Genomic DNA, 24,764 nt, shown 5'->3' on the forward strand with positions numbered 1-24,764 from the left:
CTCCTTATTTTACCAAGTAGTCTTTCATCTCTTCCAGAGAAACTGGGTGAATGGCCGCTGAACCAAGCTCTGGTACCAAGACCAATTTCAAGGTGTTGCCACGCGCCTTCTTGTCATGAGTAAGAGCCTGAAAAAGCTTGTCAACATCCCAGTTTTCATACTCAACAGGCAAACCAAACTTCTGGCACATCTCTGTGATGGACTGGGTTATACCAGCTGGCATGAGGCCTTTTTCCTCAGCAACCTTGGAAATCTGCACCATGCCCATGGCCACAGCCTCACCATGCATGACCTTGCCATAACCGGCAGTCGCTTCAATAGCATGGCCAATAGTGTGACCAAAATTGAGGTAAAGGCGAACACCGTTATCCAACTCATCCTCAACTACCATCTTGCGCTTCACCTGACAAGAATGTTCAATCAAGGTCTCTGCATGTTCCAAAATACTCTCTACAGAACCATCTAGCTCCGTCAAGAGAGCCCATAGTTCTGGATCCTCAATCAAGCCGTACTTGATGACCTCACCCATCCCTTCAATCAGCTCTCTTTTCCCGAGTGTTTCAAGGACAAGCGGGTCAATCAGAACCCCATCTGGTTGGGCAAAAGTTCCTACCATATTCTTAGCAAATGGAGTATTGACACCTGTCTTACCACCGATAGAAGAGTCAACCTGGGCTGTCAAACTAGTCGGAATCTGAACAAAGTGAATCCCACGCATATAGGTAGAGGCCACAAAGCCAGCCAAGTCCCCAACGACACCACCACCAAGAGCCACAATCCCATCGCTACGAGTCAGACCTTGCTTGACTAGAAATTCATAGACCTTCTGAACAGTGGTTAAATTTTTTCGTTCTTCGCCTTCTAAAAAGTCAAAAACAGCTACCTGAAAACCAGCATCTTCTAGACTGAGCTTGACCTTCTCCGCGTAGAGAGAAGCTACATGGTTGTCGGTTACGATAACCACTTTTTGAGGTTGCCAGAGTTCTAGCAACCATTGACCTGCTTGCGATAGACAACCTTTTTCAATCTGAATATCATAAGGATGATGCGGAATATCGATTCTGATTTTCATAGTAGGGTCTCCTTTTCACTATTTATATTTTTCTGTTAAAGACTGCCAAATCTCGCCTGTCGGCATTTCTTTACCTGTCCACAATTGAAAAGCTTCAGCAGCTTGATAGAGCAACATTCCCAGACCATTGACAGCTGGATTGCCCTGACTTCTAGCCCATTTCAAAAATGGCGTCTCAAAGGGTTGGTAAATGATATCTGAGACCAAGAGAGTCTCTGGCAAATTGATACTTTCTGGAACTGGGGACGACTGCCCATCCATCCCTACACTGGTCGCATTGACGAGCAGGTCCGACTTGGCAATCCTTGCTTGCAGTTCAGAAAGATTTTCTAAAGCATACAAGTCCACTTTAAATCCTGTTTGCTCCTGCAACTTGTCTAGGTAAGGTCTTGTTTTTTCCATAGAAGCTGAACGCACAAAAACAGAAATCTGACTGGCGCCATCCAAAATAGCCTGAGCCAAAATGGACTTGGCCGCACCACCTGCTCCCAGAATAGTCATTTTCTTATCCGAGATTGTAAAAGAAGGCAAGCTCTTAAAAAATCCCTTGCCATCTGTATTATATCCAATTAACGTTCCGTCTTGATTAACAACTGTATTGACCGCTCCAATCAAACGAGCCTCATCACTCAACTCATCCAGATAAGGAATCACTTGCTCCTTGTAAGGCATGGAGAGATTGATCCCAAACATCTGGTAACGGCGAATATTGGCGACTGTTTCTGCCAAGTCACCCGCTTCAATCTCCCAAGCTACATAGACACCATTGGTAGCTGTCGCCTCAAAGGCCTTATTATGGATGAAGGGTGAAATAGAGTGTTTGATGGGATTCGCAACAACAGCTGCCATACGTGTATAGCCATCAAGCCTCATCCAAAATCTCCCTGATTTTCTTCATACTTGATAGAGAAATCTGACCCGGTGCACTGGCCGCATCCATGCTAGCAAAAGACCAGCTGGAACCTGTTACATCTGAAGTGATACGAGAAACCTTGCCAATTTTCCCCATGGAAATAGTCACGTACTCTTGCTCAGGATTGAGTGTTTTAAATCCTCGTGTGTAGTTCATCAGGTCTAAAACATCCTGCTCCGTATGGGCCATAACTGATACCTTGACCACTTTCGGAGAGAGACTGGTCAACTCAGACAAAATCTCCATCATGTTTTCAGGTGTCTCTTGGAAATTATGGTAACTCAAAACGAGATTTGGAAAATCCAACATTTCTTCAAATACATCCTTGTAGCTGAAATACTCGAAATCTACATAATCCGGCTGATAGAGCTGGGTGACTTCCTTGATGATTTGAACATACTCTTCTGAGGAAAGTTCGATTTCTCCTCCCTCAGCGCGAGTCCGAAGGGTAAAGACCAGTTCTCGTCCTGCAAATTTCTCAAAGATAGCGGGTGCTACCTGTAAAATAGCGTCCTTGGTAAGAAAGTCCGCACGCCACTCAATGATATCGGCATCTTCATACCTAGTGGCATCCAGTTCTTGCGCTTCTTCTAAACTTTTTGGCATTACTGAGACGACTAATTTCATTTACTAACCTTCATACTAATCACCTTGAGGTAATTACTGCTTTCATCTTTTTTATTATAGGCAAAGTCTGCTGGAAGACCATATTGGTTTAAGATCTGATATCTTCTTCCAGCAAAACCTTTATCAATTTGTTCTGTAAATTTCTGGCGGGAAACATTGGCAGCATTGGTACTAGCAATGATAATACCTCCCGGATTTAAAATCTCTAGACTTTGGGAAATCAGCTTATGATAGTCCTTAGCTACAGAGAAAGTTTGTTTTTTATTTCGAGCAAAGCTTGGCGGATCTAGGACAATAACATCATAGGTCAGACCTTTTCGCTTAGCATACTTAAAGTACTCAAAGACATCCATAACGATAAAACGATGATTATCCGTGCTGAGTCCATTTACCTGAAAATGAGCTTCTGACAGCTCTCTAGACCGTTTGGCCAAGTCGACAGAAGTCGTCTCACTCGCGCCTCCCATAGCTGCAGCAACTGAAAAGGCAGCCGTATAGGAAAACATATTGAGTAAGGATTTGCCCATGGCTAGACCGTCAACCAGACTCCCACGAACCTCATGCTGGTCCAGGAAAATTCCTGTCATCAAGCCATCATTCATAAAGACCTGATAGAGCACGCCATTCTCAAGAACAGTAAAATAATCTGGCGCTTCCTCACCATAAACATAGGCAGACTCGTAATCTAGACCTTTAAAACGAATCTTTTCATAAGCCCCCAAGACCTCAGGGAAAACTTCCTTAAAAGCATTTATGATCAGCTCAAGAATCTGGTAAACAAAGGAGTTGTACCAAGAAAAGACAGCATAATCTCCGTAGAGATCAATAGTCAGACCACCAAAACCATCCCCCTCTTGGTTAAAAAGGCGAAAGGCAGTGGTCAAGTCATCCTGATAATACGACTTTCTAGCTTCCTTAGCCTTACGAAACAGAGATTCAAAGAAGGTTTGATTAAAGCTAACCTTTTCCTTGCTGATGAACCAACCAATGCCCTTGTTCTGCTGAGAAAGATAGGCACTCCCTAAAAATTTACCGTCTTGACTAAAAACTTCTACTTCTTGATCTGTCAGATCAATATCTGTTAAATCGCTCGCTTCCAAAAGAACTAGACCCTTAGCTAGCTTTTTTTCAACACGTCTGCTGACCCTAATTCTATTCATAGCTACTATTATAGCAAATTTTATGACAATTCTCAAAAAAGAAACCGTTTAACCATCTGTACTTTAGTTTACTGAGTGTCATTTTTGTTCAAATAAGTTTATTCAATTTACTTTTTCACCAAAACATCTTTCCCCTTATAATGGAAAGAGAGATTCTATTCGCTAAAAATAGACAATTCTAGAAATGAGTATAGAAAATTGCGCAAACGTTTGCCTGGTTCTAAACTTTATGGTAGAATATAACACAACATTGATAAGCAAGAGGAAAAACAATGCAAAATCAGACACTTATGCAATACTTTGAATGGTATCTGCCTCATGACGGCCAGCACTGGACGCGTCTGGCTGAAGATGCTCAACACCTAGCAAATCTTGGTATCAGCCATGTCTGGATGCCACCTGCCTTCAAGGCAACCAACGAAAAAGATGTAGGCTATGGTGTTTACGATCTTTTTGACCTAGGCGAATTTCACCAAAAAGGAACTGTCCGTACCAAGTATGGGTTTAAAGAAGACTATCTTCAAGCCATTCAAGCCCTAAAGGCACAGGGAATTCAACCTATGGCCGATGTGGTGCTCAATCACAAGGCTGCTGCCGATCATATGGAAGCCTTTCAGGTTATTGAAGTAGACCCTGAGGACCGTACCGTTCAACTAAGCGAGCCCTTTACTATCAATGGCTGGACTCACTTTACTTTCGATGGTCGCCAAGACACCTACAATGACTTCCACTGGCACTGGTACCACTTCACAGGTACAGACTACGATGCCAAACGCCGTAAATCTGGCATTTACCTGATCCAGGGGGACAATAAAGGTTGGGCAAATGAGGAATTGGTCGATAACGAAAACGGAAACTACGACTACCTCATGTATGCCGACCTAGACTTTAAGCATCCTGAAGTCATCCAAAACATCTATGACTGGGCTGACTGGTTTATGGAAACGACTGGTGTGGCAGGATTCCGCTTGGATGCTGTTAAACATATTGACTCCTTCTTTATGGGCAATTTCATCCGTGATATGAAGGAAAAATACGGAGAAGATTTCTATGTTTTTGGGGAATTTTGGAATCCAGATAAGGAAGCCAACCTAGACTATCTTGAGAAAACACAAGAACGTTTTGACCTTGTCGATGTTCGCCTCCACCAGAACTTCTTTGAGGCTAGTCAGGCTGGAACAAACTACGACCTTCGTGACATTTTCACAGATAGCTTGGTTGAACTCAAGCCTGACAAGGCTGTGACCTTTGTCGATAACCATGATACCCAAAGAGGTCAGGCACTTGAATCGACTGTTGAAGAATGGTTCAAGCCAGCAGCCTATGCCCTTATTCTATTACGCCAAGATGGCCTCCCATGTGTCTTTTACGGAGACTATTACGGTATCTCAGGGCAATATGCTCAACAAGATTTCAGAGAAGTTCTTGACCGTCTCCTAGCCATCCGAAAAAACAGGGCCTATGGAGAGCAAACAGACTACTTTGATGATGCTAACTGTATCGGTTGGGTACGTTCAGGTGCTGAAAACCAAACACCGCTCGCAGTCCTTATCTCAAACGACCAAGAAAACAGCAAATCCATGTTTGTTGGTCAAGAATGGGCTGACCAAACCTTTGTAGATTTACTTGAAAACCACCAAGGTCAAGTTACAATTGATGAGGAAGGTTATGGAGAATTTCCAGTAGCAGCGGGTTCAGTCAGTGTTTGGGCAGCAAAATAAACCTATCAGTTACAAGCCAAATCCGGTCAGATTTGGCTTTTTTATATTTAGAAAAAGACCTACCCAAATGGATAGATCTTTGCTTGATTACAATTTACCTGCTACTGCCTCCAAGAGTTCTTGGATTTTCGCTTGGTTGCTTCCTCCTGCCATGGCCATGTCTGGTTTACCACCACCACGTCCATCGACGATTGGAGCCAATTCTTTAACCAAGTTGCCAGCGTGGATGTCTTTGATCTTGCTTGCTACGAGGACATTGACCTTGTCACCAATAGCGGCAACTAAGACAAGAAGGTCAGAGTAATCTTTTTGTTTCCAGTTGTCCGCAAAGGTACGAAGGGCACCAGCATCTGATACAGAAACTTGGCTAGCAATGTAACGGTGGCCGTTGACTTCCTTCACATCCTTGAAGACATCACCTGCAGCCACAGCTGCTGCTTTTTCCTTTAATTCTGCATTTTCTTTTTGGAGTTGACGGAGTTGCTCTTGAAGACCTTCAACCTTGTGAGGTACTTCCTTGAGTTGAGGTGCTTTCAAAGTTGTTGCGACAGCTTTAAGAGCGTCTTCTTGTTCACGGTAGGCTTCAAAGGCTTCCTTACCAGTCACGGCCAAGATACGGCGAGTTCCTGATCCGATACCTTCTTCTTTGACAATCTTGAAGAGACCAATCTCAGAAGTGTTGCCAACGTGGGTACCACCACAGAGTTCCACAGAATAATCACCGATGGTGACAACACGGACTTCCTTGCCATATTTCTCACCAAAGAGGGCCATAGCTCCCATTTCTTTAGCAGTGTCAATATCTGTCTCAACAGTTTCTACTGCAATTGCTTCCCAGATTTTCTCATTGACTTGCTGTTCAATGGCACGCAATTCTTCAGGAGTTACGGCTTGGAAGTGTGTGAAGTCAAAACGAAGGAATTCTACTTCATTAAGTGAACCTGCTTGAGTTGCGTGGCTACCAAGGATATTGTGAAGGGCTGCATGGAGCAAGTGAGTCGCCGTGTGGTTCTTCATGACACGAAGACGACGGTCAGTATCAATTGCCAAAGTATATTCTGCATTCAAAGCCAGCGGTGCAAGAACTTCAACTGTATGTAGCGGTTGGCCATTTGGTGCTTTTTGAACATCTGTCACCGTAGCCACAACATTTCCAGCAGCATCCAAGATTTGACCATGGTCAGCTACCTGTCCACCCATCTCAGCGTAGAATGGAGTTTCCGCAAAGATAAGAGAGGCAGTTCCTTCAGAGACAGTTTCAACTTCTGCATTGTCCGCTACGATGGCCACCAATTTAGAAGATAATTGTGATGCTTCATAGTTAAAGACGCTCTCAACAGTGATATTTTGAAGGGTTTCATTCTGCATACCCATTGAACCGCCTTTGACAGCTGATGCACGCGCACGTTCTTGTTGCTCTTTCATAGCTGCTTCAAAACCTTCACGGTCGACTGTCATCCCAGCTTCTTCAGCGATTTCTTCTGTCAACTCAACTGGAAATCCGTATGTATCGTAGAGTTTGAAGACATCTTGACCAGCGATAACCGTTTTGCCTTTTGCTTTTAGGTCAGCTACTATTGTTTCTGCAAAGTGTTGACCTGAATGAAGGGTACGGGCAAATGACTCTTCTTCGCTCTTCACGATTTTTTCGATAAAGTCACGTTTTTCAAGCACTTCTGGGTAGTAGCTTTCCATGATTTTTCCAACAGTTGGAACTAGTTTGTAAAGGAAAGGCTCGTTGATACCCAATTTTTGACCGTGCATAGAAGCACGACGGAGCAAACGGCGAAGAACATAACCACGGCCTTCATTTCCTGGAAGAGCTCCATCACCGATGGCAAATGAAAGGGAACGGATGTGGTCAGCGATGACCTTAAAGCTCATGTTGTCGCCATCTTGATCGTAAACCTTCCCAGACAATTTCTCAACTTCACGGATGATCGGCATGAAGAGGTCAGTTTCAAAGTTTGTCTTAGCCCCTTGGATAACCGCCACCAAACGCTCCAAACCAGCACCCGTATCAATGTTCTTGTGTGGCAATTCCTTGTACTCACTACGAGGTACAGCTGGATCAGCGTTAAATTGTGACAATACAATGTTCCAGATTTCAATATAACGGTCGTTTTCGATATCCTCTGCAAGCAGGCGAAGACCTATATTTTCTGGGTCAAATGCTTCTCCACGGTCAAAGAAGATTTCTGTATCTGGTCCAGAAGGTCCCGCACCGATTTCCCAGAAGTTGTCTTCGATTGGAATCAAGTGGCTTGGGTCCACTCCTACTTCAATCCAGCGGTTGTAAGAATCTTTATCGTCTGGATAGTAGGTCATGTAAAGTTTTTCAGCTGGGAAGTCAAACCATTCAGGGCTTGTCAAAAGCTCATAAGCCCAAGTGATAGCTTCGTCACGGAAGTAATCACCGATAGAGAAGTTCCCCAACATTTCAAACATGGTATGGTGACGCGCAGTCTTTCCTACGTTTTCGATGTCGTTGGTACGGATTGCTTTTTGCGCATTGGTAATACGTGGATTTTCAGGTTTGATAGTCCCGTCAAAGTATTTCTTAAGGGTTGCTACCCCAGAGTTGATCCACAAAAGTGTAGGGTCATTTACTGGAACCAAGCTGACTGATGGTTCTACAGAGTGGCCTTTGGTCGCCCAGAAATCAAGCCACATTTGGCGAACTTGAGCACTAGATAGTTGTTTCATAATATCTCCTTATTACTTGTTTAATTTGATTGGCTTTCCAGCATCTCCACATAGTCAATCGCGACACAAAGGGAAATGACCAGGTCTGCATAAGAGTCTTCATAGACGGTTACGGTGTAAGTTGAGGTCAAATGGAAAATCTCTTTCCGAATCTCGGCAATCACTTGGTCACGATCATCCAGCAATTTGAAATTCAAATCCCAAATATTACCTTCGATACGAAGTCCCAGATTATCAAACTCATACTTATCCCGCCAGAAGGTCAACTTCTTACGAATAACGAAATTGGAACCGTTTCGTAGCTGAATAGTAAAGCGAGGAAGCAAGGTGAAAAATTCTTTACTAATCTCACTAACTTGTTCACCATAGGCGTCATAGATGGTAAAGGTCTTAGGAATTTGGAAGAAAGAACCCTCCACCTGATAATTCACTACTCCTCTATCATCCTTGATATCGAAGCGTTCGCCCCCAAGACGAAACTTTTGTTTCACGAGAAATGTCTTCATAAACACCTCCAAAAATCAAAAGACAAGCTCACATCACGAAGGGCGAAAAACCGCGGTACCACCTTCATTCAATGAACTTGTCATTCTCTTATTCTTATGCAATTGTGTGATTGAGTAGCATGATTTCCTAGCTTAGATGGCTCGCAGCACCGCCAATTCTCTGGGCTAAGTTGATTGAAAATCAATTCTCAACTTTCTTATTATATCGTTTTTTTAACTCTGCGTCAACTGGGAAAGCAAGGAGTCATAATCTCATGAAATATTTCACCAGAAAGGTAGACTTATCAATAAAGGTAGACATTATTGACGAAGTAAGTCAAGCATTTCATTATTAAGTGCTTGATAACAAGAGAAATAGCTATCATCAATCTCGAATGTATCTTGTAAAATAAAACGCAAGGTATCTATTGTCTGTTGCAATTTCTTAGAATTGACTAGTTTACTATCAATTTCTGACAAGCCATGTGCCACCTTATTTCTCTCATTGTTTAAAGAAATGATAACTCTAAGTGACTTAATTAATTCAGGACTATATTTGTAATACTCTAAAATTTTAGTGTATATAATTAGATTTAGAGTTGTTGTAGGAGAAAAGTCTTCTTTTTTGCCCTCATTTTCATTCTGTGATTTTTTATAATCACTATCTAAATAACCGATAACTTTTTCAAAATCTTGATGTTCTTTGTTTAGCTTAGGTAACTTATTTTTATATGTTATTAGATTCGGATGATTCCTTTTTATTCTATCTTCTAATATAAATTCGACTAATGATTTTGACTTTATCAAAACATCCGCTACTTGATCTCGTTTGTTTAGAATCTCAATCATCAAAAAATAATTAAGAGCTTTTTTTTCAACATCTGAAAGTGAATATTTCTGAATTTCTGAAAGAACTTCTTGTTTTTTAAAAACATTTACTAAGTCAGTTAGAATGATTCTTAAACGAGCTAATTGCTTATTTGAAAGTAGCCCCTTCGAATCTCTCCGGATAACAATCTTTTCAACTGCTAAATAATCATATGACTCTATCAAACTTCTTAAATGACGTTTAATTAAAGAATGATTGAACTTCTCCGCTACATCCATGATACATCTATTGTCATAATTATCCTGATTATCTTCATTATTTTTAAACAGATTATCTTCCTCTTCCTTGGAGAGTATTTTTTGGGGATTGTTAGATGAATTACTAGGAGTGGTAACTTGAATTGCCTGCGTATTATAGTCATCAATTCGGTTTATAGCGAATAGAGCTGATTTTATCTGAGGAGTGCCGGAAGATAGATTTAGAATTAATTCCTCTCCTAATTTAGAATACTCTTTTATAATTTTTCCTATGACCTCATACATTTTATCATACAAATAAACCTCATCATTCCTTAATATTTGCTCATGAATTTTCACATCAGGTTTATAGTCTTTAAATGAAAAAAGGGCTCTCTCAATAAGAGTTTTTTTAACTAACATTTCCTCACTGTAGAGTAAGACGATTCTTTCTGGTTTATATTTTCGAACTATGTGCATTAACGCTGAGTCTCTGTTCTTACTGATAGGATCCGTATTACCTACTGCTGAAATTAAAATTGTCATTTAGTAAACTCCTTAATCATAAAGTTTGCCTTGCCCATCTCATAGAAGGATTCATCATTTATTATCAGTTTACGAGTTGCTTGTGTTGTTTTAACAGATTTCCTTGGTGCTTTTGTAAGTTTCAACACTCCCTTACTAACCATCTTGGTCTTCATTCGACTATACCGTTTTTGTAAGATTCCATCTGCTTGTTGAAATAAGGTTTTTGTCCAGGCTCCACTTCCCGCTCCCAAATAGATAGGATATTGAAGATTTGGCTGAATTTTATTTTCAGGAAAATCTGATAAGAAAAAGTCTTTATATTCTTTGTAGAAGGCTTGCGCTCTCTGTCCTAATTCTTCCATTAGGATTCCAGCTTCCTTAGTAGTTGTAGTAATAGTGAAATTGATTTTAGTTAAGGGCGCGATTGCTTCCCTGTATAAAGGAAGAGACTTGGCAGTTAAGGACTTGGCTGAATAATCCCATTTTTGAACTAGAATAATCTGCTCATTGTTAAATGGAGCACTATCACTAACACGAATAGCATTAAACAAATCATTAAATTCTTGACCCTTTTTAGTACCCCATGGAATCATCTTCTTGTTTTCTTTGGGACTTCTACCACGAAAATCAACTGCATTCTTATTGTTCCAGTCAGGATTTGTGTTCATTAAAATGGTCCGAATGGCTCCCTTTAAGGAACTACCTGGAATATACGGACTCCCAAAAGGGTCTCTAATAAATTTTGCCACTTCATTTATCGTACCTAATTTGGAATCGCGATTATTCTTTTCGATTTCCAAACCAGTCTCAACAATCCGGTAACCACCGAAATCACGATTAGATATCTGGTTATCATCCAAGAAGGAAATCAAGCGATTATTTCTAGCGCTTGGCTTTGTCTCTTGTAAAAAACGCTCAAACTTCTGATCGTATCCTTTCTCCACCATGCGATTATAAAACTTACCCATATTAGGGAAATAAAAGTACCCATTTTCATAGATAAATTCTCGAGAAGTATATTTTTCACCATTCCCAATATGAATAGGAGCCATAGCTAGGAGGCTGAATTGAAAGGTTCTATATTCTGTTTTCATCTTTCTCCCTCCATCTTGAAAAATAGTGGTTTAGCATAGTTTAATACTTCATGTGGGAAATCAAGAGGTCTTACATCCACAATCTGTCCTGTAAAGGTTTCAGAGAAAGTAGATCCAGAAGCAAACTTATATAAATCCTGCTTACGGTAATTTTCCTTAGTTTCTGTACTAAAAGCAAAACCACTTGATTTACTTAGTAAATAGGAACCAGTTTCCATAGCATATTCAAGTTCCTTTTCGACTGGTAGAGAAGTCGTCAAGGTCATGACAGGTCCTTGATGGGCCTTGGTGAGACGATTTTTGAAGCTATCTGGTAAATCTAAAATAGTCAAATCAAATTGTCCATAACCACTGGAACGTTTCCCACCAATTCCTGTATACTGCAAGCTTGTCATGAGTTCATTCAAGAGGTCAGAATCGTTTGCAATCACGTAAAGAGAAGACTCATCTCTAAATCTAACGGTAGACACTTGAAAAAGATTCCCATCTACATGAGGTTGGTTTTTAGTGACAATGTTTGTTACTGCATGCTCTGCGTCTTCAAAAAGCGTTCCTTTTACATAAGAATCAAATTTATCCAAGGGTATAAACTGAAGTTTCTTCGCCATTTTCGCTTGACGTCTTACTTCTTTGACATCCGTTGTTAAGTCAGGCTGATCAAACTTTGGGAATCCTATCGGCTTAGGTAAAAATGGACCTGACCGATAGGGAAATGCATCTGTCAAAACAAATTCATCTTGACCTGCTAATGATACAAATTCCTCCATTTTCCCCATTTTTTTCGCTTCAATAGCTAAGGCAGAAAATAAGCGATTAGCTGCAAAAGTCATTTTAGAACTATCCAGAGTACCTGCTCCAAAGTGAGCAGACTGGAAGTTCATAATATACATCTTATAGGTCATATTAGACCTCCGTAGTTAAAAGTTCATTCAATTTACTAACATCATAGTTTCCGAAAACTGTATTTGCTTTAAGATTCTCAAAAACAACTTTACCATATCCACGAGATCCTGAACCTCCTAAATAATCAAGTTCCAACAGCTTTAATCCATCAAGAAGCACTTTAAAGTCTTCTTCCACTTGAGCTTGACTCTTGTCTGTCACCTCATAGATCAACTCAAATCCAAAGATACTGTCTCGGATAGCACGTTCAATTTGTCTTGGATTTGCTTCAGCAGTGATACGATCAATAGTATTTTCAAACTTAACTTCAGTATAACCTTTGACAGCTCGTGAATCTAAATCTTTTTTGTTAGTTAGAAAGGCATCTCTAAAAATGAGTCTTCCTACTTTATAGTCTTTGTCTGAACTATTCCCAAAGAGACGACTAATAATTTCCCCATCGTCTCCTGGTTTTTCTGCTAATTTAGTGTTATATACTTTTGCCAGCAGTGTACGCATTTTCCCTTTGATACTAGAACCTGGGATAACAGGTAAGTTTGTAATTGGATCTTTAATCACAGGTGAGTCCGTAGCCCCAATTGCCGCAAATGCATTGCTTGTCCCAATATGAAGTCCTGTTTCGAGACGAATTTGTCCTGTTACTTTAATTTTTGCAAATGCCATTAATCTTTTCCTCCATAAAATTTGAAATAAGCTACTAGCGCTTCCATATAGCGACAAAAACGTTGGAGACTTTCCTTGTTGTTAATTTCTTTTAGAATGTCTAGAATTTCAGCCTTTTTCACCAAGTCTTTAACCGCAGTTTCTCTGCCCGATTGATAAACAAACTGCACTCTCAAATAAGCAATTTTGTCAGCTAAATCCTTATATTCTCTAACCTTACTTTCATCAAAGAGGGTACTCGTCAAGCTTAGTAGGTTTCTAATTTTGCTGGTTGTTAAAAGGAATGCTTCAGGGTTCCTAGAATCTCTAGTGTTTCGATTCAGTGATTTAATAACATTCTCTGCCTTATCTACGTAATTATCATCTGTTAAAATTGCCATCTATGAATCCTTTCTAATCTCATAAATATATAGAAGTAAAGCTATCTCTGCTTCCTTACGTTCATTATCGTTACCTGTATACCAAGAAAAGAATAAATCTTTAAACTCTTTAAACTCTTCTTTTTTATCCTTAGAAGTTTGATCTTCTAATCGCGTCAAATAATAGGCTAATCGAGCAATATTCATACGATCGTAGTTACGAAGGAGCTCAATCAGTCTGTATACAAAACTCTTTCCGCGCTCATCTTGAATATTAAAGTAGTAACGAATGCTCTTCAGTTTCCCATTATAGACATTGTCAATAAATTGGTCGAACTTCAAGGTATAGGCTTTTTCAAAAAGGGAAATACTATCCTTGTCATTATCCTTTGCTGCTCCTTCTAGCTTACCAGTTTCTTCAGCCATGAGGCTAACTGGAGTTTTATCTGGAAAGAGGCCGATTCCTGCTGATAGGGTTAATTTGCCATTTGTCCACTTGATAAAGTTTTGTCGGAGACAAATAGTAAACTCAATAATATCCTGCCAAGAACCGATAGCAAATACATCATCTCCACCGGCATAAATGATCGATAGTTTTTTCTCCTTCGCAAACTGGTTGATATAGACCTTAAAGAAGAGACTCATACTTCTAGAGAAGGTTGTCGAGCGTGCCAGAGTATTATATTTGCCACCATCTTGATAGGAGAATCCAGCCATAAAGGCTGCTCCTAGATCATCCACATCTAGTCGAACAACTGCTAATTGCTTAATCCCTTGTCCAATTTCCCTATCCTGAGATAATTTGGCGTACTCGTAAATCTCATCATACTTGTAATCTCCGACAAAGACATGGGTTGCTTTTAGGATATCTGTACTATAGCTATTCTTTACATAAATACGGTCCCACTCTTCATTGGCAACGTCGGCTTTTGAAATACCACTAATATAGGCTCCCGGACCTATCGGCAGGCCTTTTTCTTTTGTCACAATATAGTAGTTTTCTTGTATTTCCTTGGCAAAGCGATACATCCCTGCACAGATATGGCAGACCTCTTGATCTTTATACTTGGTAAGCTTTTCGACTGAGTGACAAATTGCACATTCTTTCTGGGAGCTTCTTCCTCCTTGGTTGAGTTCAAGGATAGTTTTGGCATCGTAACGAGAAATTTTCTTTTGGGAAATCATCCGACTGGTTGTTTGGTAGACTTTACGATAGTCGGCCAGTGTCGTTGTCATATCATTGGCAGAAAATGGACTCCAACCAAATGCTACGTACAAACCTGTCTGGAAATGCTTGACCAAAAACTGATTGAATTCTGCTTCAAAGCTAGCCAAGGTTTCTCTAGTTTTTTCGGTGTTTGGAAGGATAAAGTAGGCGTGACCTCCACCAACATAGAGAAGATTAGCCCTTGTCAGCTCTAATTTCTCTAGTAAGGTGTCAGCAATATGTTCCCCCATAAAATCTAAATACAAGGAACGTGCTTTTAGTTGCTTGGCTGCACCAGCTGTTGCGATATTGTAGATAAAGTCCTGAATCCCTGACAAGTCAAAACTTGCTAATAAAAAGGCCTTCTCGCTATAAAAAGCTTCTAAATCTTGCCCTAGTACCTTCTCATAGTCACGGCAATTCTTATCTGCTAAATAGGTCTCTATGGCTAGGGCAAAGCCAGCTGTTAGACGACTGTAGGTTGCTAGAGAAATATCCGATAATTCCTTGGTTCTAGTCGAAACAGGTACATAGGAAAGGGTAGACTCAAGGAGATTCAAAAGGGCATCTATCTCAGATTGGCTAAAGTCCAATCGCTCAAACTCTTTTTCTAAGGTTTCTACTATCAAGTCATAATCTGACTGATCAGACGGCTCACTCGATTTCTTTGCATAGTTTGGTTCCCCGTCAAGCTCTAATGGTCGCGCATCAAGATAACGCTGACTAGGGCTATCTGAAAATACATTGAAGATATCCGATTGGTTGCTTAGGAAATCTTCTTTTCCTTGATGAGTCTCTGCTGCTCCTTTTAGGCCTGAAGCAATCTTTGCAGCAGCTGACGTGATATAGACTAAACTATCAGGAGCTAAATTCGTCGACAAATCACTAGAAGTCGCCTTGGCTATCTGCTGGGCTATCTTTTCATTATCCGAAAAGCGTCTAAACCATTCGGACCCAATGGCACCTAGGTCTTTCTCATCACACCTGGAACCTCGAATCACCTTGCCGATAACGTGCAAAAGCGATCCATAAACTAAATCAATCTTTTCTTTCTTCAAGTTCTAAACCTCCCATCCCTAAGCTAGTTTTCATACCGAGACCTGAGTACTCCCCAAATTTTAGAAGCATATTAGCGTATGCTTTCAAGGTATTTGGACCTGTAATTTTAAAGGTCAATTTCCCCCTGAAACCAGGTATTTTTTTGCCATGGACTTTAAAATAGCTGGATTCCAATCGATAGCTGGTAATTCTACTATGCTTGACCAAGTAGTCCAAGGTTTCCTCTTCGATGTCCTGACGATTCTCGACCAGACGTGCATACTTCATCATCAAACTCTGAAAGATGAGACGCATGGTCGGAAAGAGCACGTACTCTCCCTGGGAGCGAAATCCTGTCGGAGTTTGAAAATGAATGGTGTAGAGTGACCGATCTTGGTTTTCATTAAAAAACTCAAAGAGTTGCTCCGAACTGAGATCTTGCATGGACAAAGACTCAACCATGAGAGTCGGTAAATCATGAAGTTCTACTTTCTTGAGTCCCAATAGAAAAGGTAGGATCTGCTTGACGGCCTCATCCGTCAGGAGATGAAGGGACCATAGGGTCTTGTCCTTTTGATGGATGATTTTTAGTGAATAGGGGTTGGTCTCCTGCTCATGTAGCCAAGTCACATAGTCTGGTTCCAGGTTCTCCATGAGAAAACCTTGGAATTTTGTCGATAGGTCGCTCGGTGATTGGTCAATCCGCTTAAATGATAGTTCGATGCGTTTCATATGCCTCCTTTATTAATACAACTGCGCTTTTGGTTTCTCATCAGCGCTTTTTCTTTTACTTTTAGAATCCTTTGTCCTTATGAAACTGTCCCCTCTCGAGGTAGATAGGGGGCTATACAAAATATTCTTATTGTGTTCTGGTTTACTGTGGCAAGTTTCCGGCCCCTCGCGAGGTAGTTAGGTATCTATACAGAACGAACAGCAAAAGTACAAAGTCAAACCTGAGCAGTTTCCGTCCCCTCTCGAGGTAGATAGGTATCTATACTGGTACCCCTATCGAAAACATGTCTGGTGATTAGTTTCCGGTCCCTCACGAGGTGAATAGGTATCTATACTGGATAAAAACGGAAAGGAAATCTTTGAGAGGGATATGTTTCCGGCCCCTCTTGAGGTAGATAGGTGGCTATACTACAGGAGATTCCATTGTCAGCACTCAAAATGGGAAGTTCCCGACCCCTCGCGAGGTAAGAAGATTTCTATACTTTTCAACACCACGGTACTAAAGGAATGCGGTGGGGATTTCCAGCCCCTCGCGAGGTAGATAGGGGGCTATACGAATGACCGATTGAACAAGAACTTTGAGCGCTACCTGTTTCCGGCCCCTCTCGAGGTAGATAGGGGGATATACAATCTAGACACATCAGTATTGCACATACAATCAGTATCCGGCCCCTCTCGAGGTGAATAGGTTGTTCTACACGAAATATGGCACTTACAGATACACATGTTCTTGGAGCGTTTCCGGCCTCTCGTGAGGTAGATAGGTAGCTATACTATCTGGTGACAATCGTAGGAATTGCGCTCTGGTCGTTTCCGGCCCCTCCCGAGGTAGATAGGTAGCTATACAAAAAATCTTAGCGAAAGAATCATAGGTTATGCTAAGTTTCCGGCCCCTCTCGAGGTAGATAGGTATCTATACAATAGCTGTGGTAGCTCTGGCTATCACTGGGTAGAGTTTCCGTCCCCTCTCGAGGTAGATAGTGAGCTATATAGAACGACTTCAATCAAATTGATTTTGGGAATGGGTTCCCGACCCCTCGCGAGGTAGATAGGTAGCTATACGAAGCATTCAGCAGTTAGCTTTCAAGGAAGGCAGTTTCCGGCCCCTCTCGAGGTAAATAGGTTTCTATACCTGAATCTGCAGTTAAGCTGCGTGGAAAGGGTTTCCGGCCCCTCCCGAGGTTGATAGGAGGCTATACTATGCAACAGTGAACGAAAGTCCAGAACCACAAAAGCTTCCGGCTCCTCTCGAGATAGATAGGGAGCTATACGCAAACGTGCTCTTGACTATCAAGAACCAAGCGAAGACTAGTTTCCGGCCCCTCCCGAGGTAGATAGGTTTCTATACTATCGGAATTTAGCGCAGTTTGGTAGCGCACTTGCGTTTCCGGCCCCTCTCGAGGTAGATAGGTATCTATACAAAAAGTGACTTGCTAATACACTGGAGACTTTGAGTTTCCGGCCCCTCTAAAGGTAGATAGGTGTCTATACGAGGATTTGGGATGATTCCAAAATTTAGAGCGTGGTCTCCGGCCCCTCTCGAGGTAGATAGGTATCTATACTAAAAAACTTATGAGGAAAATCATGATGGCTATTTTATACGATGGGTTTCCGGCCCCTCGCGAGGTAGATAGGTGTCTATACATTACTTGAAGAAATTAAAAATAACGATGTAGCGTATGTTTCCGGCCCCTCTCGAGGTAGATAGGTATCTATACCGGTTCACTTTCGAACTGCAGAACCGGTTCTTATTCTGTTTCCGGCCCCTCTCGAGGTAGATAGGTATCTATACCCCATATCTTGTATGTAAACCTATAACAAGCACTAGATATAACCTATTGGAAACTACTATTAGTATACCATATTTTGTAAGAGTTTTCATTTCTAAATACCAGATTAATCACATACCTTTTTTATTCCTCCTAAATGTATAAAGGATACTATTTTATCATTAAAATTCCTTTTGTCAAGCCCAAATATAAATTTTTTAAAACAAAAACGAACCAGCTTGACTGATTCGTTTTTTTATTTACTCCTACTTCCTATACATTTTAAACTGGAGGAAGAGGTCGCTATATTTACCTGTCCATTTATGGTCAAATTTCTCATAAACTTCTAGGTGTTTCATGGTATCAGCGTCTGGATAGAAGGCCTTGTCTTCCTTGGTCTCCTCTGGGAGCATTTCTTTAGCTGATAGATTTGGTGTTGCATAGCCCACATACTCCGCATTTTTCAGAGCATTTTCAGGTTTCAACATAAAGTTGATAAAGGCATAGGCCGCATCTTGGTTTTTCACGGTTTTTGGAATGACCATGTTATCAAACCAGAGATTGCTGGCCTCAGTCGGAACGACATATTTGAGGTTAGGATTTTTCTCCAACATCTGGCTGGCTTCCCCAGAGAAGGTCACCCCGATAGCAGCATTGTTCTGAATCATGTAACCCTTCATCTCGTCCGCCACAATAGCCTTGATATTTGGAGTCAGTTTGTAGAGTTTGTCTACCGTTTCTTCCAACTGCTGTGGATCCTTTGAGTTGAGGCTGTAACCGAGCGAGTTAAGTCCGAGTCCCAGTACTTCACGCGCCCCATCAAAGAGCATAATGGAATCCTTATACTCTGGCTTCCAGAGATCATCCCAATGCTCAGGAGCCTCATCTACCATGGTTTCGTTGTAGACAATTCCCAAGGTACCCCAGAAATAAGGAATGGAGAATTTATTGCCTGGATCAAAAGACTGGTTGAGGAACTCAGGTCCGATGTTTTCAATTCCTTCAATTTTTGAATAATCAAGCGGAACCAAGAGGTCTTCGTCCTTCATCTTGTTGATCATGTACTCACTTGGGATAGCAATATCGTAGGTTGTTCCGCCTTGCTTGATCTTGGTATACATGGCTTCGTTGGAATCAAAGGTCTCATACTGAACTTGGATTCCTGTTTCTTCTGTGAATTGCTCCAAGAGTTCGGGATCGATATAGTCCCCCCAGTTGTAGATAACCAGTTTTTGACTATCACGACTGTTGATTTTACTATCTAGATGGTGGGCAATCCCCCACAAGACAAAGATAATTGCTGCAATTCCTGCTAAAAATGAATAGAGTTTTTTCATGCTTGCTCCTCCTTCTCACGTGAGATAAAGTAATAGCCAACAACTAGGATAATACTAAAGAGAAAGACAAGTGCAGATAGGGCATTGATTTCCAGTGAAATCCCCTTCCGAGCACGGGAGTAGATCTCAACTGACAGGGTCGAAAAGCCATTTCCTGTTACAAAGAAGGTCACGGCAAAGTCATCCAGCGAGTAAGTAAAGGCCATGAAATAACCTGCAATGATAGACGGTGTCAGGTAAGGAAGCATGATTTCCTTAAACATTTGAAACTGGCTGGCACCAAGGTCATAGGCCGCGTGAATCATATCATCATTCATTTCCTTGAGACGAGGCAAGACCATCAAGACCACGATAGGGATGGAAAAGGCCACGTGACTAGATAGAACCGTCAAAAATCCAAGTGAAAACTTAAGCTGGGTAAAAAGAATCAAGAAGCTAGCACCAATCATAACATCAGGCGCAACCATGAGGATATTATTGAGCGATAGAAAGGCTTCTTGGTATTTCTTACGAGACTGGTAGATGTAGATGGCTCCGAAAGTCCCGATAACTGTCGCAATCAAGGCTGATAGAAAGGCTAAGAAAAAGGTTTGGGTGAGGATTAACATGAGGCGACCATCACCAAACATAGTTTTAAAATGGCTCAAGCTAAAACCAGTAAAGCTGTTCATATCATCGCCTGCGTTAAAGGCGTAACCAATCAGGTAAAAAATCGGCAAATAAAGGATGATAAAGACAAAGGCTAGGTAGAGATTGGCAAATTTTTTCATCGTTCTCTCCTTTCCTTGGTCACCCACATGGTGATGAACATGGTTAGGATGAGGATCACACCGATGGTTGAACCCATACCGTAGTTGTCATTGGTCAGGAAGTTCTGCTCAATGGCAGTCCCCAGCGTGATAACGCGGTTCCCACCGATCAAACGGGTCAGCATGAAGAGACTCAAGCTGGGGATAAAGACTGACTGAACCCCACTTCTCACTCCATTCATTGATAGAGGGAAGATAACATGACGGAAGGTCTCCCACTTGGTCGCACCGAGGTCATAACTGGCATTGATAAGATTGTTATCCATATCATCCAAGACATTGAAAATCGGCAAAATCATAAAGGGAAGCTCGATATAGCTTGCGACGAAGATAAAGGAGAAATCCGTAAAGAGCAACTGCTGCGAACCGATTCCGATGAATTCCAAAAATTGGTTAATAGAGCCATTTTGACCAAAAATCCCGATAAAGGCATAGGCTTTAAGGAGCAAATTGATCCAGGTTGGCAAGATAATCAGCATGAGCCATAGCTGACGGTGCTTAAGACGAGTCAAAAAGAGGGCTGTTGGATAACTGATGAGTAGCGTCACCATAGTCACAATCCCTGCATAGAGCACAGAGTTGAAGCTCATTTTAAGGTAGGTCAAGTTTTGTGACGCAAAGTAGGATTTATAGTTTTCTAAACTAAACTGCCCTTCAATGTTGAAAAAGGATTGACCGAAAATCAAGACCAAGGGTGCGAGGACAAAGAGGGCAATCCAAAGCATGTAAGGCACTACAAAGAGTTTAGAGGTTGTTTTCTTCATCTCTTTCCTCCTCGATCGCGTTAATCAGACCTGCTTCCTGCTCTTCGATTTCTACGTATTCTTCAATACGAGCATCGAACTCTTCTTCGGTTTCGTTGAGACGCATGATGTGGATGTCTTCTGGTTCAAAATCCAGACCAATTTCCTCACCAACGATGGCCTTACGAGTTGAGTGGATCATCCATTCATTTCCAAGTTCGTCATAGGCGATAATTTCGTAGTGAACCCCACGGAAAAGTTGAGTATCGACCTTAACTTGGAGCTTGCCTTCTTCAGGAAGAGTAATGCGCAAGTCTTCTGGACGAATCACGACTTCAACAGGTTCATTTGGCTTCATCCCACCATCCACCGCTTCAAAGCGTTTGCCGTTAAACTCGACCAAGTAGTCCTCAATCATGGTTCCTGGCAAGATGTTGGATTCACCGATAAAGGTGGCAACAAAATGGTTGATTGGCTCATCATAGATATCTACAGGCGTTCCTGACTGGACAATCTCGCCATCATTCATAACGAAAATCCAGTCACTCATGGCCAGAGCTTCTTCCTGATCGTGAGTAACAAAGACAAAGGTAATCCCCAATCGTTGTTGCAGTTCACGCAGTTCGTACTGCATGTCTGTTCGCAATTTCAAGTCCAGCGCTGACAAAGGCTCGTCTAGCAAAACCACACGGGGTTGGTTGATGATGGCACGGGCAATGGCCACACGCTGACGTTGTCCTCCAGAAAGTTTACGGATGGAACGTTTTTCATAACCTTCCAACTGAACCATCTTGAGAACTTCCGCTACGCGTTGTTCGATTTCTTTCTTGTCAATCTTACGCAAGCGGAGTGGAAAGGCAACATTTTCAAACACATTCATATGTGGAAACAAGGCATAGGATTGGAAGACCGTATGGACGTCTCGCTTGTTGGTTGGGATGTCGTTAATCCTTACCCCATCCAGTAAAATATCCCCTGTCGTAGCATCCAGTAAACCTGCAATGATGTTTAGGATGGTTGATTTTCCTGAACCAGATGCGCCTAAAAGAGTGTAGAACTTCCCTTCTTCCAACTCAAAGTTAATGTCTTTGAGAACCTTGGTGTTGCTGTCTTCAAAAACTTTAGAGACGTTTTTGAATTCGATAATTGGTTTTTTCAATTGGCATAAATTCCTTCTTTTTCATAAATTAACAGATCAGGGCTCTGTCAAGCCGCTACTACCTCTTGCAGGGAGTAAAACCACCTGCATACATCTTCGCTACCGATAGGCTTTCACCCCCTTTCCATTGACATAGCAGCAGCTACTATGGCGAAACCTTACTCCTTCTCACCCAAGATTCGGACTTCTCTCTCAAGGGTGACACCTGAATGTTCCTTGACTTTTTCGATGACGGACTGGATCAAGTCCTCGTAGTCTTTGGCCGTACCGTCAGCAACATTGACCATAAAACCTGCATGCTTTTCAGATACTTCAACACCACCGATACGATAGCCTTTCAAGCCAGCCTCTGAAATCAACTGACCTGCAAAATGCCCTACTGGACGCTTAAAGACTGAACCACAAGATGGGTACTCTAGAGGTTGTTTGAGTTCGCGAAGGTGAGTCAAGCGATCCATTTCCTGCTTGATAACCTGATGATTTCCTGGAGCTAGGGCAAATTTAGCTGACAAGACAATGGCCCCAGAATCCTGAATGGCTGAATGACGGTAACCAAAAGCCAAATCCTTGGCTGACAAGGTCTCGATTTCCCCTTCCTTGGTCAGAATCTTACAAGACTGCAAGATGTGAGCAATCTCTCCTCCATAGGCACCCGCATTCATAAAGACAGCGCCGCCTACGCTCCCTGGAATCCCGCAAGCAAATTCAAAACCAGTCAAACTATGACGAAGTGCAATGCGTGTTGTTTCAATCAAATTAGCACCCGCTTCAGCTTCAATAGTGTAACCATCAACTGAAACGTTATTGAGCTTGTCACACAAGATGACAAAACCACGGATTCCACCTTCACGAACGATGATATTGCTGGCATTTCCTAGCACCATCCAAGGAATATTCTCCTGATTGGCAAATTGGACAACACGCGCCATCTCATAGCGATTTCGTGGCAAAACTAGGTAATCCGCTCGACCTCCTACCTTGGTATAGGTATAAGTCTTCAAGGGCTCCTTGAAACGAATATCAATTCCTTCTAATTGTTCTTGTATTTTAGTTACGAATGTCATATCTCTCATCCTTTTGTAAAGTCATTTCATTATACCATTTTTAAGGGCTTTTGACGACAGGAAAATTCTTGGTGTCAAAGCATCGCATAAAAAAAGAGGTAAACCTCTTTTTATGATGATTTTTTCCAAAATGTAGATTTTGTTAGCCAAACAAAGGCCTGTACTTCTACAAGAAGAATGCCCTCCACTACAAGTGGATTTGCAATCCATCCCACTTGAGATAAAGCTGGAGCCAAGTCAAACAAGGCATGGAAACCATAGGCAGCAAAGAGATAGTTCCATTTCTTTTGGCTAACACTTTGGTAAACCCAGATGGAAAGACCAATTTGCAGTACTAGAGCCAGCACACGCTCAACTCCTAGTAAATAAACCTGCCACACAGAAAGAGACTGAACCGTTTCGAGTGTAGTCTTTGGAAGGAGATTGGCCACATCAGTATTTGAAGACTGGATAAGTGAAAAGAGGATCAACAAACTGATTAAGCTTCCCATCCCAAGATAGAGCAACTCCAAACCTCCATGTCCCAAGCCGTAAGCCAAAGCGTCTTTATCTTCTAGACATCTCTTTTTCTCCAACCATTTAAAAAAGACAAGGCGGGCAGTTTCCTCAAAAAGGGCAGCCATGGCAATCGCGTAAAGAACATATAGGAAAGGTTGCTCATTCATGAGCGAAATCGTTCCGTCTTTTTGCGGTTGAAGGACTAGAAAGTGAACCATCTTCTCTAACACTTGAGAAGAAACAAAAAATGCGATTGCCCCCAAGCCCATCACTGCAAGAGAGATCTGAAACCGTTTTTTGGCATACCAAGTCCCACCTACTAGGACTAAAACCAAAGCGATCATGGTAAGGATAATATGTACTGTCATCTTTTTCTCCTATTCTGACTTATCAATGTCTTTCTTCATCTCGTCAACGTTAAATTTAGCAAATAAATACTGGCGATCTTGAACTGGAAAACGTTGATCCAACTGATCGACTGGTCCAACCTCGATTATTCCTTCTTTGATAACAAAGTCCATCACGTGTCCACCAAAAGTCAAATCATCTGAGATAAAATGCAGATGGTAGCCTGCAACACTGACCCCATGGAAAATCTCTGGTGTCCAAAATCCAACGATGGTTCCCGATACATTTTCACGACTATATTCAGGCTGGTGTGTCGCGACATCAGCAAACTTGGTGTCTGTTGTTGACTTGGGAATCATCCGTACATGCATATGGGCGAATTCCCCATGAATCTTGATGGAGCGAAAGAGATTTTCCCCATCATAGTAGGACACAATCCGCTTTTCTAATTCCTTGTCCGTCATCTCAAAGCGCTGGCGGAAAATCACTTCTGCCTGATGGGGGACCACTGCTGCATAAGGGATAAGAGCATCGGGTGCGACTTCTACAATTTCAGGTTGTTTCCCTGATCCTTTGGCTTGATAAGCCTTGCCATCAAGGACAATCAACTCCCCATCAATCGAATCAAGGGTTCCCAAACCAAGATCGCCATGTTCCAGCAATTCTCCTACGGTCATGGTTCCGCCATAGAGACCTGCCATTAGGGCACCTAGAGTATTGTATTGAAATAATTTTACCGGTTCCTGCACTTTTCTATCCATTCT

General features: G+C 41.7%; 21 protein-coding genes. 1 reads left to right on the top strand and 20 read right to left on the bottom strand.

Annotated features, from left to right (window positions below; genetic code table 11):
- Positions 1–4 precede the first annotated feature (4 nt).
- Genes aroB through BLS46_RS03795 form a run of 4 tightly spaced genes read right to left on the bottom strand, consistent with a single transcriptional unit; the run spans position 5 to position 3,772 of the window.
- Positions 5–1,072, bottom strand: a complete 1,068-nt coding sequence (gene aroB, locus BLS46_RS03780) for a 3-dehydroquinate synthase (protein WP_093585726.1) — start codon at positions 1,070–1,072, stop codon at positions 5–7.
- An 18-nt stretch (positions 1,073–1,090) separates the two neighbouring features.
- Positions 1,091–1,945 carry a shikimate dehydrogenase gene (locus BLS46_RS03785; RefSeq protein ID WP_093585728.1) on the bottom strand — a complete coding sequence of 285 codons (855 nt, stop codon included), beginning with the start codon at positions 1,943–1,945 and terminating at the stop codon, positions 1,091–1,093.
- Positions 1,935–2,612, bottom strand: a complete 678-nt coding sequence (aroD, locus tag BLS46_RS03790; RefSeq protein ID WP_093585730.1) for a type I 3-dehydroquinate dehydratase — start codon at positions 2,610–2,612, stop codon at positions 1,935–1,937. Before aroD ends, BLS46_RS03785 begins: the two co-directional genes overlap by 11 nt.
- Positions 2,609–3,772, bottom strand: a complete 1,164-nt coding sequence (locus BLS46_RS03795; protein WP_180364040.1) for a class I SAM-dependent rRNA methyltransferase — start codon at positions 3,770–3,772, stop codon at positions 2,609–2,611. Before BLS46_RS03795 ends, aroD begins: the two co-directional genes overlap by 4 nt.
- Positions 3,773–4,044: 272 nt before the next feature.
- Between BLS46_RS03795 and BLS46_RS03800 the strand changes: the two genes are divergently transcribed.
- Positions 4,045–5,493, top strand: a complete 1,449-nt coding sequence (locus tag BLS46_RS03800; RefSeq protein ID WP_093585732.1) for an alpha-amylase — start codon at positions 4,045–4,047, stop codon at positions 5,491–5,493.
- Between the two features lie 87 nt (positions 5,494–5,580).
- Here BLS46_RS03800 and alaS read toward each other — a convergent pair whose 3' ends face one another.
- The 16 genes from alaS to budA form a co-directional block, all read right to left on the bottom strand.
- A complete protein-coding gene (gene alaS, locus BLS46_RS03805; RefSeq protein WP_093585734.1) occupies positions 5,581–8,199 on the bottom strand; it encodes an alanine--tRNA ligase in 2,619 nt (872 codons plus the stop codon).
- Positions 8,200–8,219: 20 nt separating this feature from the next.
- A complete protein-coding gene (locus tag BLS46_RS03810; RefSeq protein ID WP_000847087.1) occupies positions 8,220–8,705 on the bottom strand; it encodes an LURP-one-related/scramblase family protein in 486 nt (161 codons plus the stop codon).
- Positions 8,706–9,005: 300 nt separating this feature from the next.
- Positions 9,006–10,295: a type III-A CRISPR-associated CARF protein Csm6 gene (csm6, locus tag BLS46_RS03815; RefSeq protein WP_180364041.1), complete on the bottom strand. Its 1,290-nt coding sequence runs from the start codon at positions 10,293–10,295 to the stop codon at positions 9,006–9,008.
- Entirely contained in the window at positions 10,292–11,371 is a 1,080-nt protein-coding gene (gene csm5, locus BLS46_RS03820; RefSeq protein WP_093585736.1) for a type III-A CRISPR-associated RAMP protein Csm5, read from the bottom strand. The genes csm6 and csm5 overlap by 4 nt, the downstream gene beginning before the upstream one ends.
- Entirely contained in the window at positions 11,368–12,273 is a 906-nt protein-coding gene (gene csm4 / locus BLS46_RS03825) for a type III-A CRISPR-associated RAMP protein Csm4 (protein ID WP_093585738.1), read from the bottom strand. Before csm4 ends, csm5 begins: the two co-directional genes overlap by 4 nt.
- Position 12,274: 1 nt before the next feature.
- Positions 12,275–12,937 carry a type III-A CRISPR-associated RAMP protein Csm3 gene (gene csm3, locus BLS46_RS03830; protein WP_093585740.1) on the bottom strand — a complete coding sequence of 221 codons (663 nt, stop codon included), beginning with the start codon at positions 12,935–12,937 and terminating at the stop codon, positions 12,275–12,277.
- Positions 12,937–13,317: a type III-A CRISPR-associated protein Csm2 gene (csm2, locus tag BLS46_RS03835; RefSeq protein ID WP_006148241.1), complete on the bottom strand. Its 381-nt coding sequence runs from the start codon at positions 13,315–13,317 to the stop codon at positions 12,937–12,939. The genes csm3 and csm2 overlap by 1 nt, the downstream gene beginning before the upstream one ends.
- Positions 13,318–15,561: a type III-A CRISPR-associated protein Cas10/Csm1 gene (gene cas10 / locus BLS46_RS03840; RefSeq protein WP_093585742.1), complete on the bottom strand. Its 2,244-nt coding sequence runs from the start codon at positions 15,559–15,561 to the stop codon at positions 13,318–13,320.
- Positions 15,542–16,273, bottom strand: a complete 732-nt coding sequence (cas6, locus tag BLS46_RS03845; protein ID WP_093585744.1) for a CRISPR-associated endoribonuclease Cas6 — start codon at positions 16,271–16,273, stop codon at positions 15,542–15,544. The genes cas10 and cas6 overlap by 20 nt, the downstream gene beginning before the upstream one ends.
- A gap of 2,035 nt (positions 16,274–18,308) precedes the next feature.
- Positions 18,309–19,379, bottom strand: coding sequence for an ABC transporter substrate-binding protein (locus tag BLS46_RS03850; protein WP_093585746.1), 1,071 nt, complete (start codon positions 19,377–19,379; stop codon positions 18,309–18,311).
- Entirely contained in the window at positions 19,376–20,149 is a 774-nt protein-coding gene (locus BLS46_RS03855) for an ABC transporter permease (protein WP_000712718.1), read from the bottom strand. Before BLS46_RS03855 ends, BLS46_RS03850 begins: the two co-directional genes overlap by 4 nt.
- On the bottom strand, positions 20,146–20,952 hold the full coding sequence (locus BLS46_RS03860; RefSeq protein ID WP_000754120.1) for an ABC transporter permease: 807 nt from the start codon (positions 20,950–20,952) through the stop codon (positions 20,146–20,148). The genes BLS46_RS03855 and BLS46_RS03860 overlap by 4 nt, the downstream gene beginning before the upstream one ends.
- Positions 20,933–22,090, bottom strand: a complete 1,158-nt coding sequence (locus BLS46_RS03865; protein WP_000742901.1) for an ABC transporter ATP-binding protein — start codon at positions 22,088–22,090, stop codon at positions 20,933–20,935. The genes BLS46_RS03860 and BLS46_RS03865 overlap by 20 nt, the downstream gene beginning before the upstream one ends.
- A 158-nt stretch (positions 22,091–22,248) precedes the next feature.
- A complete protein-coding gene (gene murB / locus BLS46_RS03870; RefSeq protein WP_180364042.1) occupies positions 22,249–23,154 on the bottom strand; it encodes a UDP-N-acetylmuramate dehydrogenase in 906 nt (301 codons plus the stop codon).
- 110 nt (positions 23,155–23,264) lie between these two features.
- Entirely contained in the window at positions 23,265–24,020 is a 756-nt protein-coding gene (locus BLS46_RS03875) for a YhfC family intramembrane metalloprotease (protein WP_093585748.1), read from the bottom strand.
- Positions 24,021–24,029: 9 nt separating this feature from the next.
- Positions 24,030–24,761, bottom strand: coding sequence for an acetolactate decarboxylase (gene budA / locus BLS46_RS03880; RefSeq protein WP_093585750.1), 732 nt, complete (start codon positions 24,759–24,761; stop codon positions 24,030–24,032).
- Between the last annotated feature and the right edge of the window lie 3 nt (positions 24,762–24,764).

Source organism: Streptococcus sp. NLAE-zl-C503 (assembly GCF_900104285.1).
GTDB lineage: Bacteria > Bacillota > Bacilli > Lactobacillales > Streptococcaceae > Streptococcus.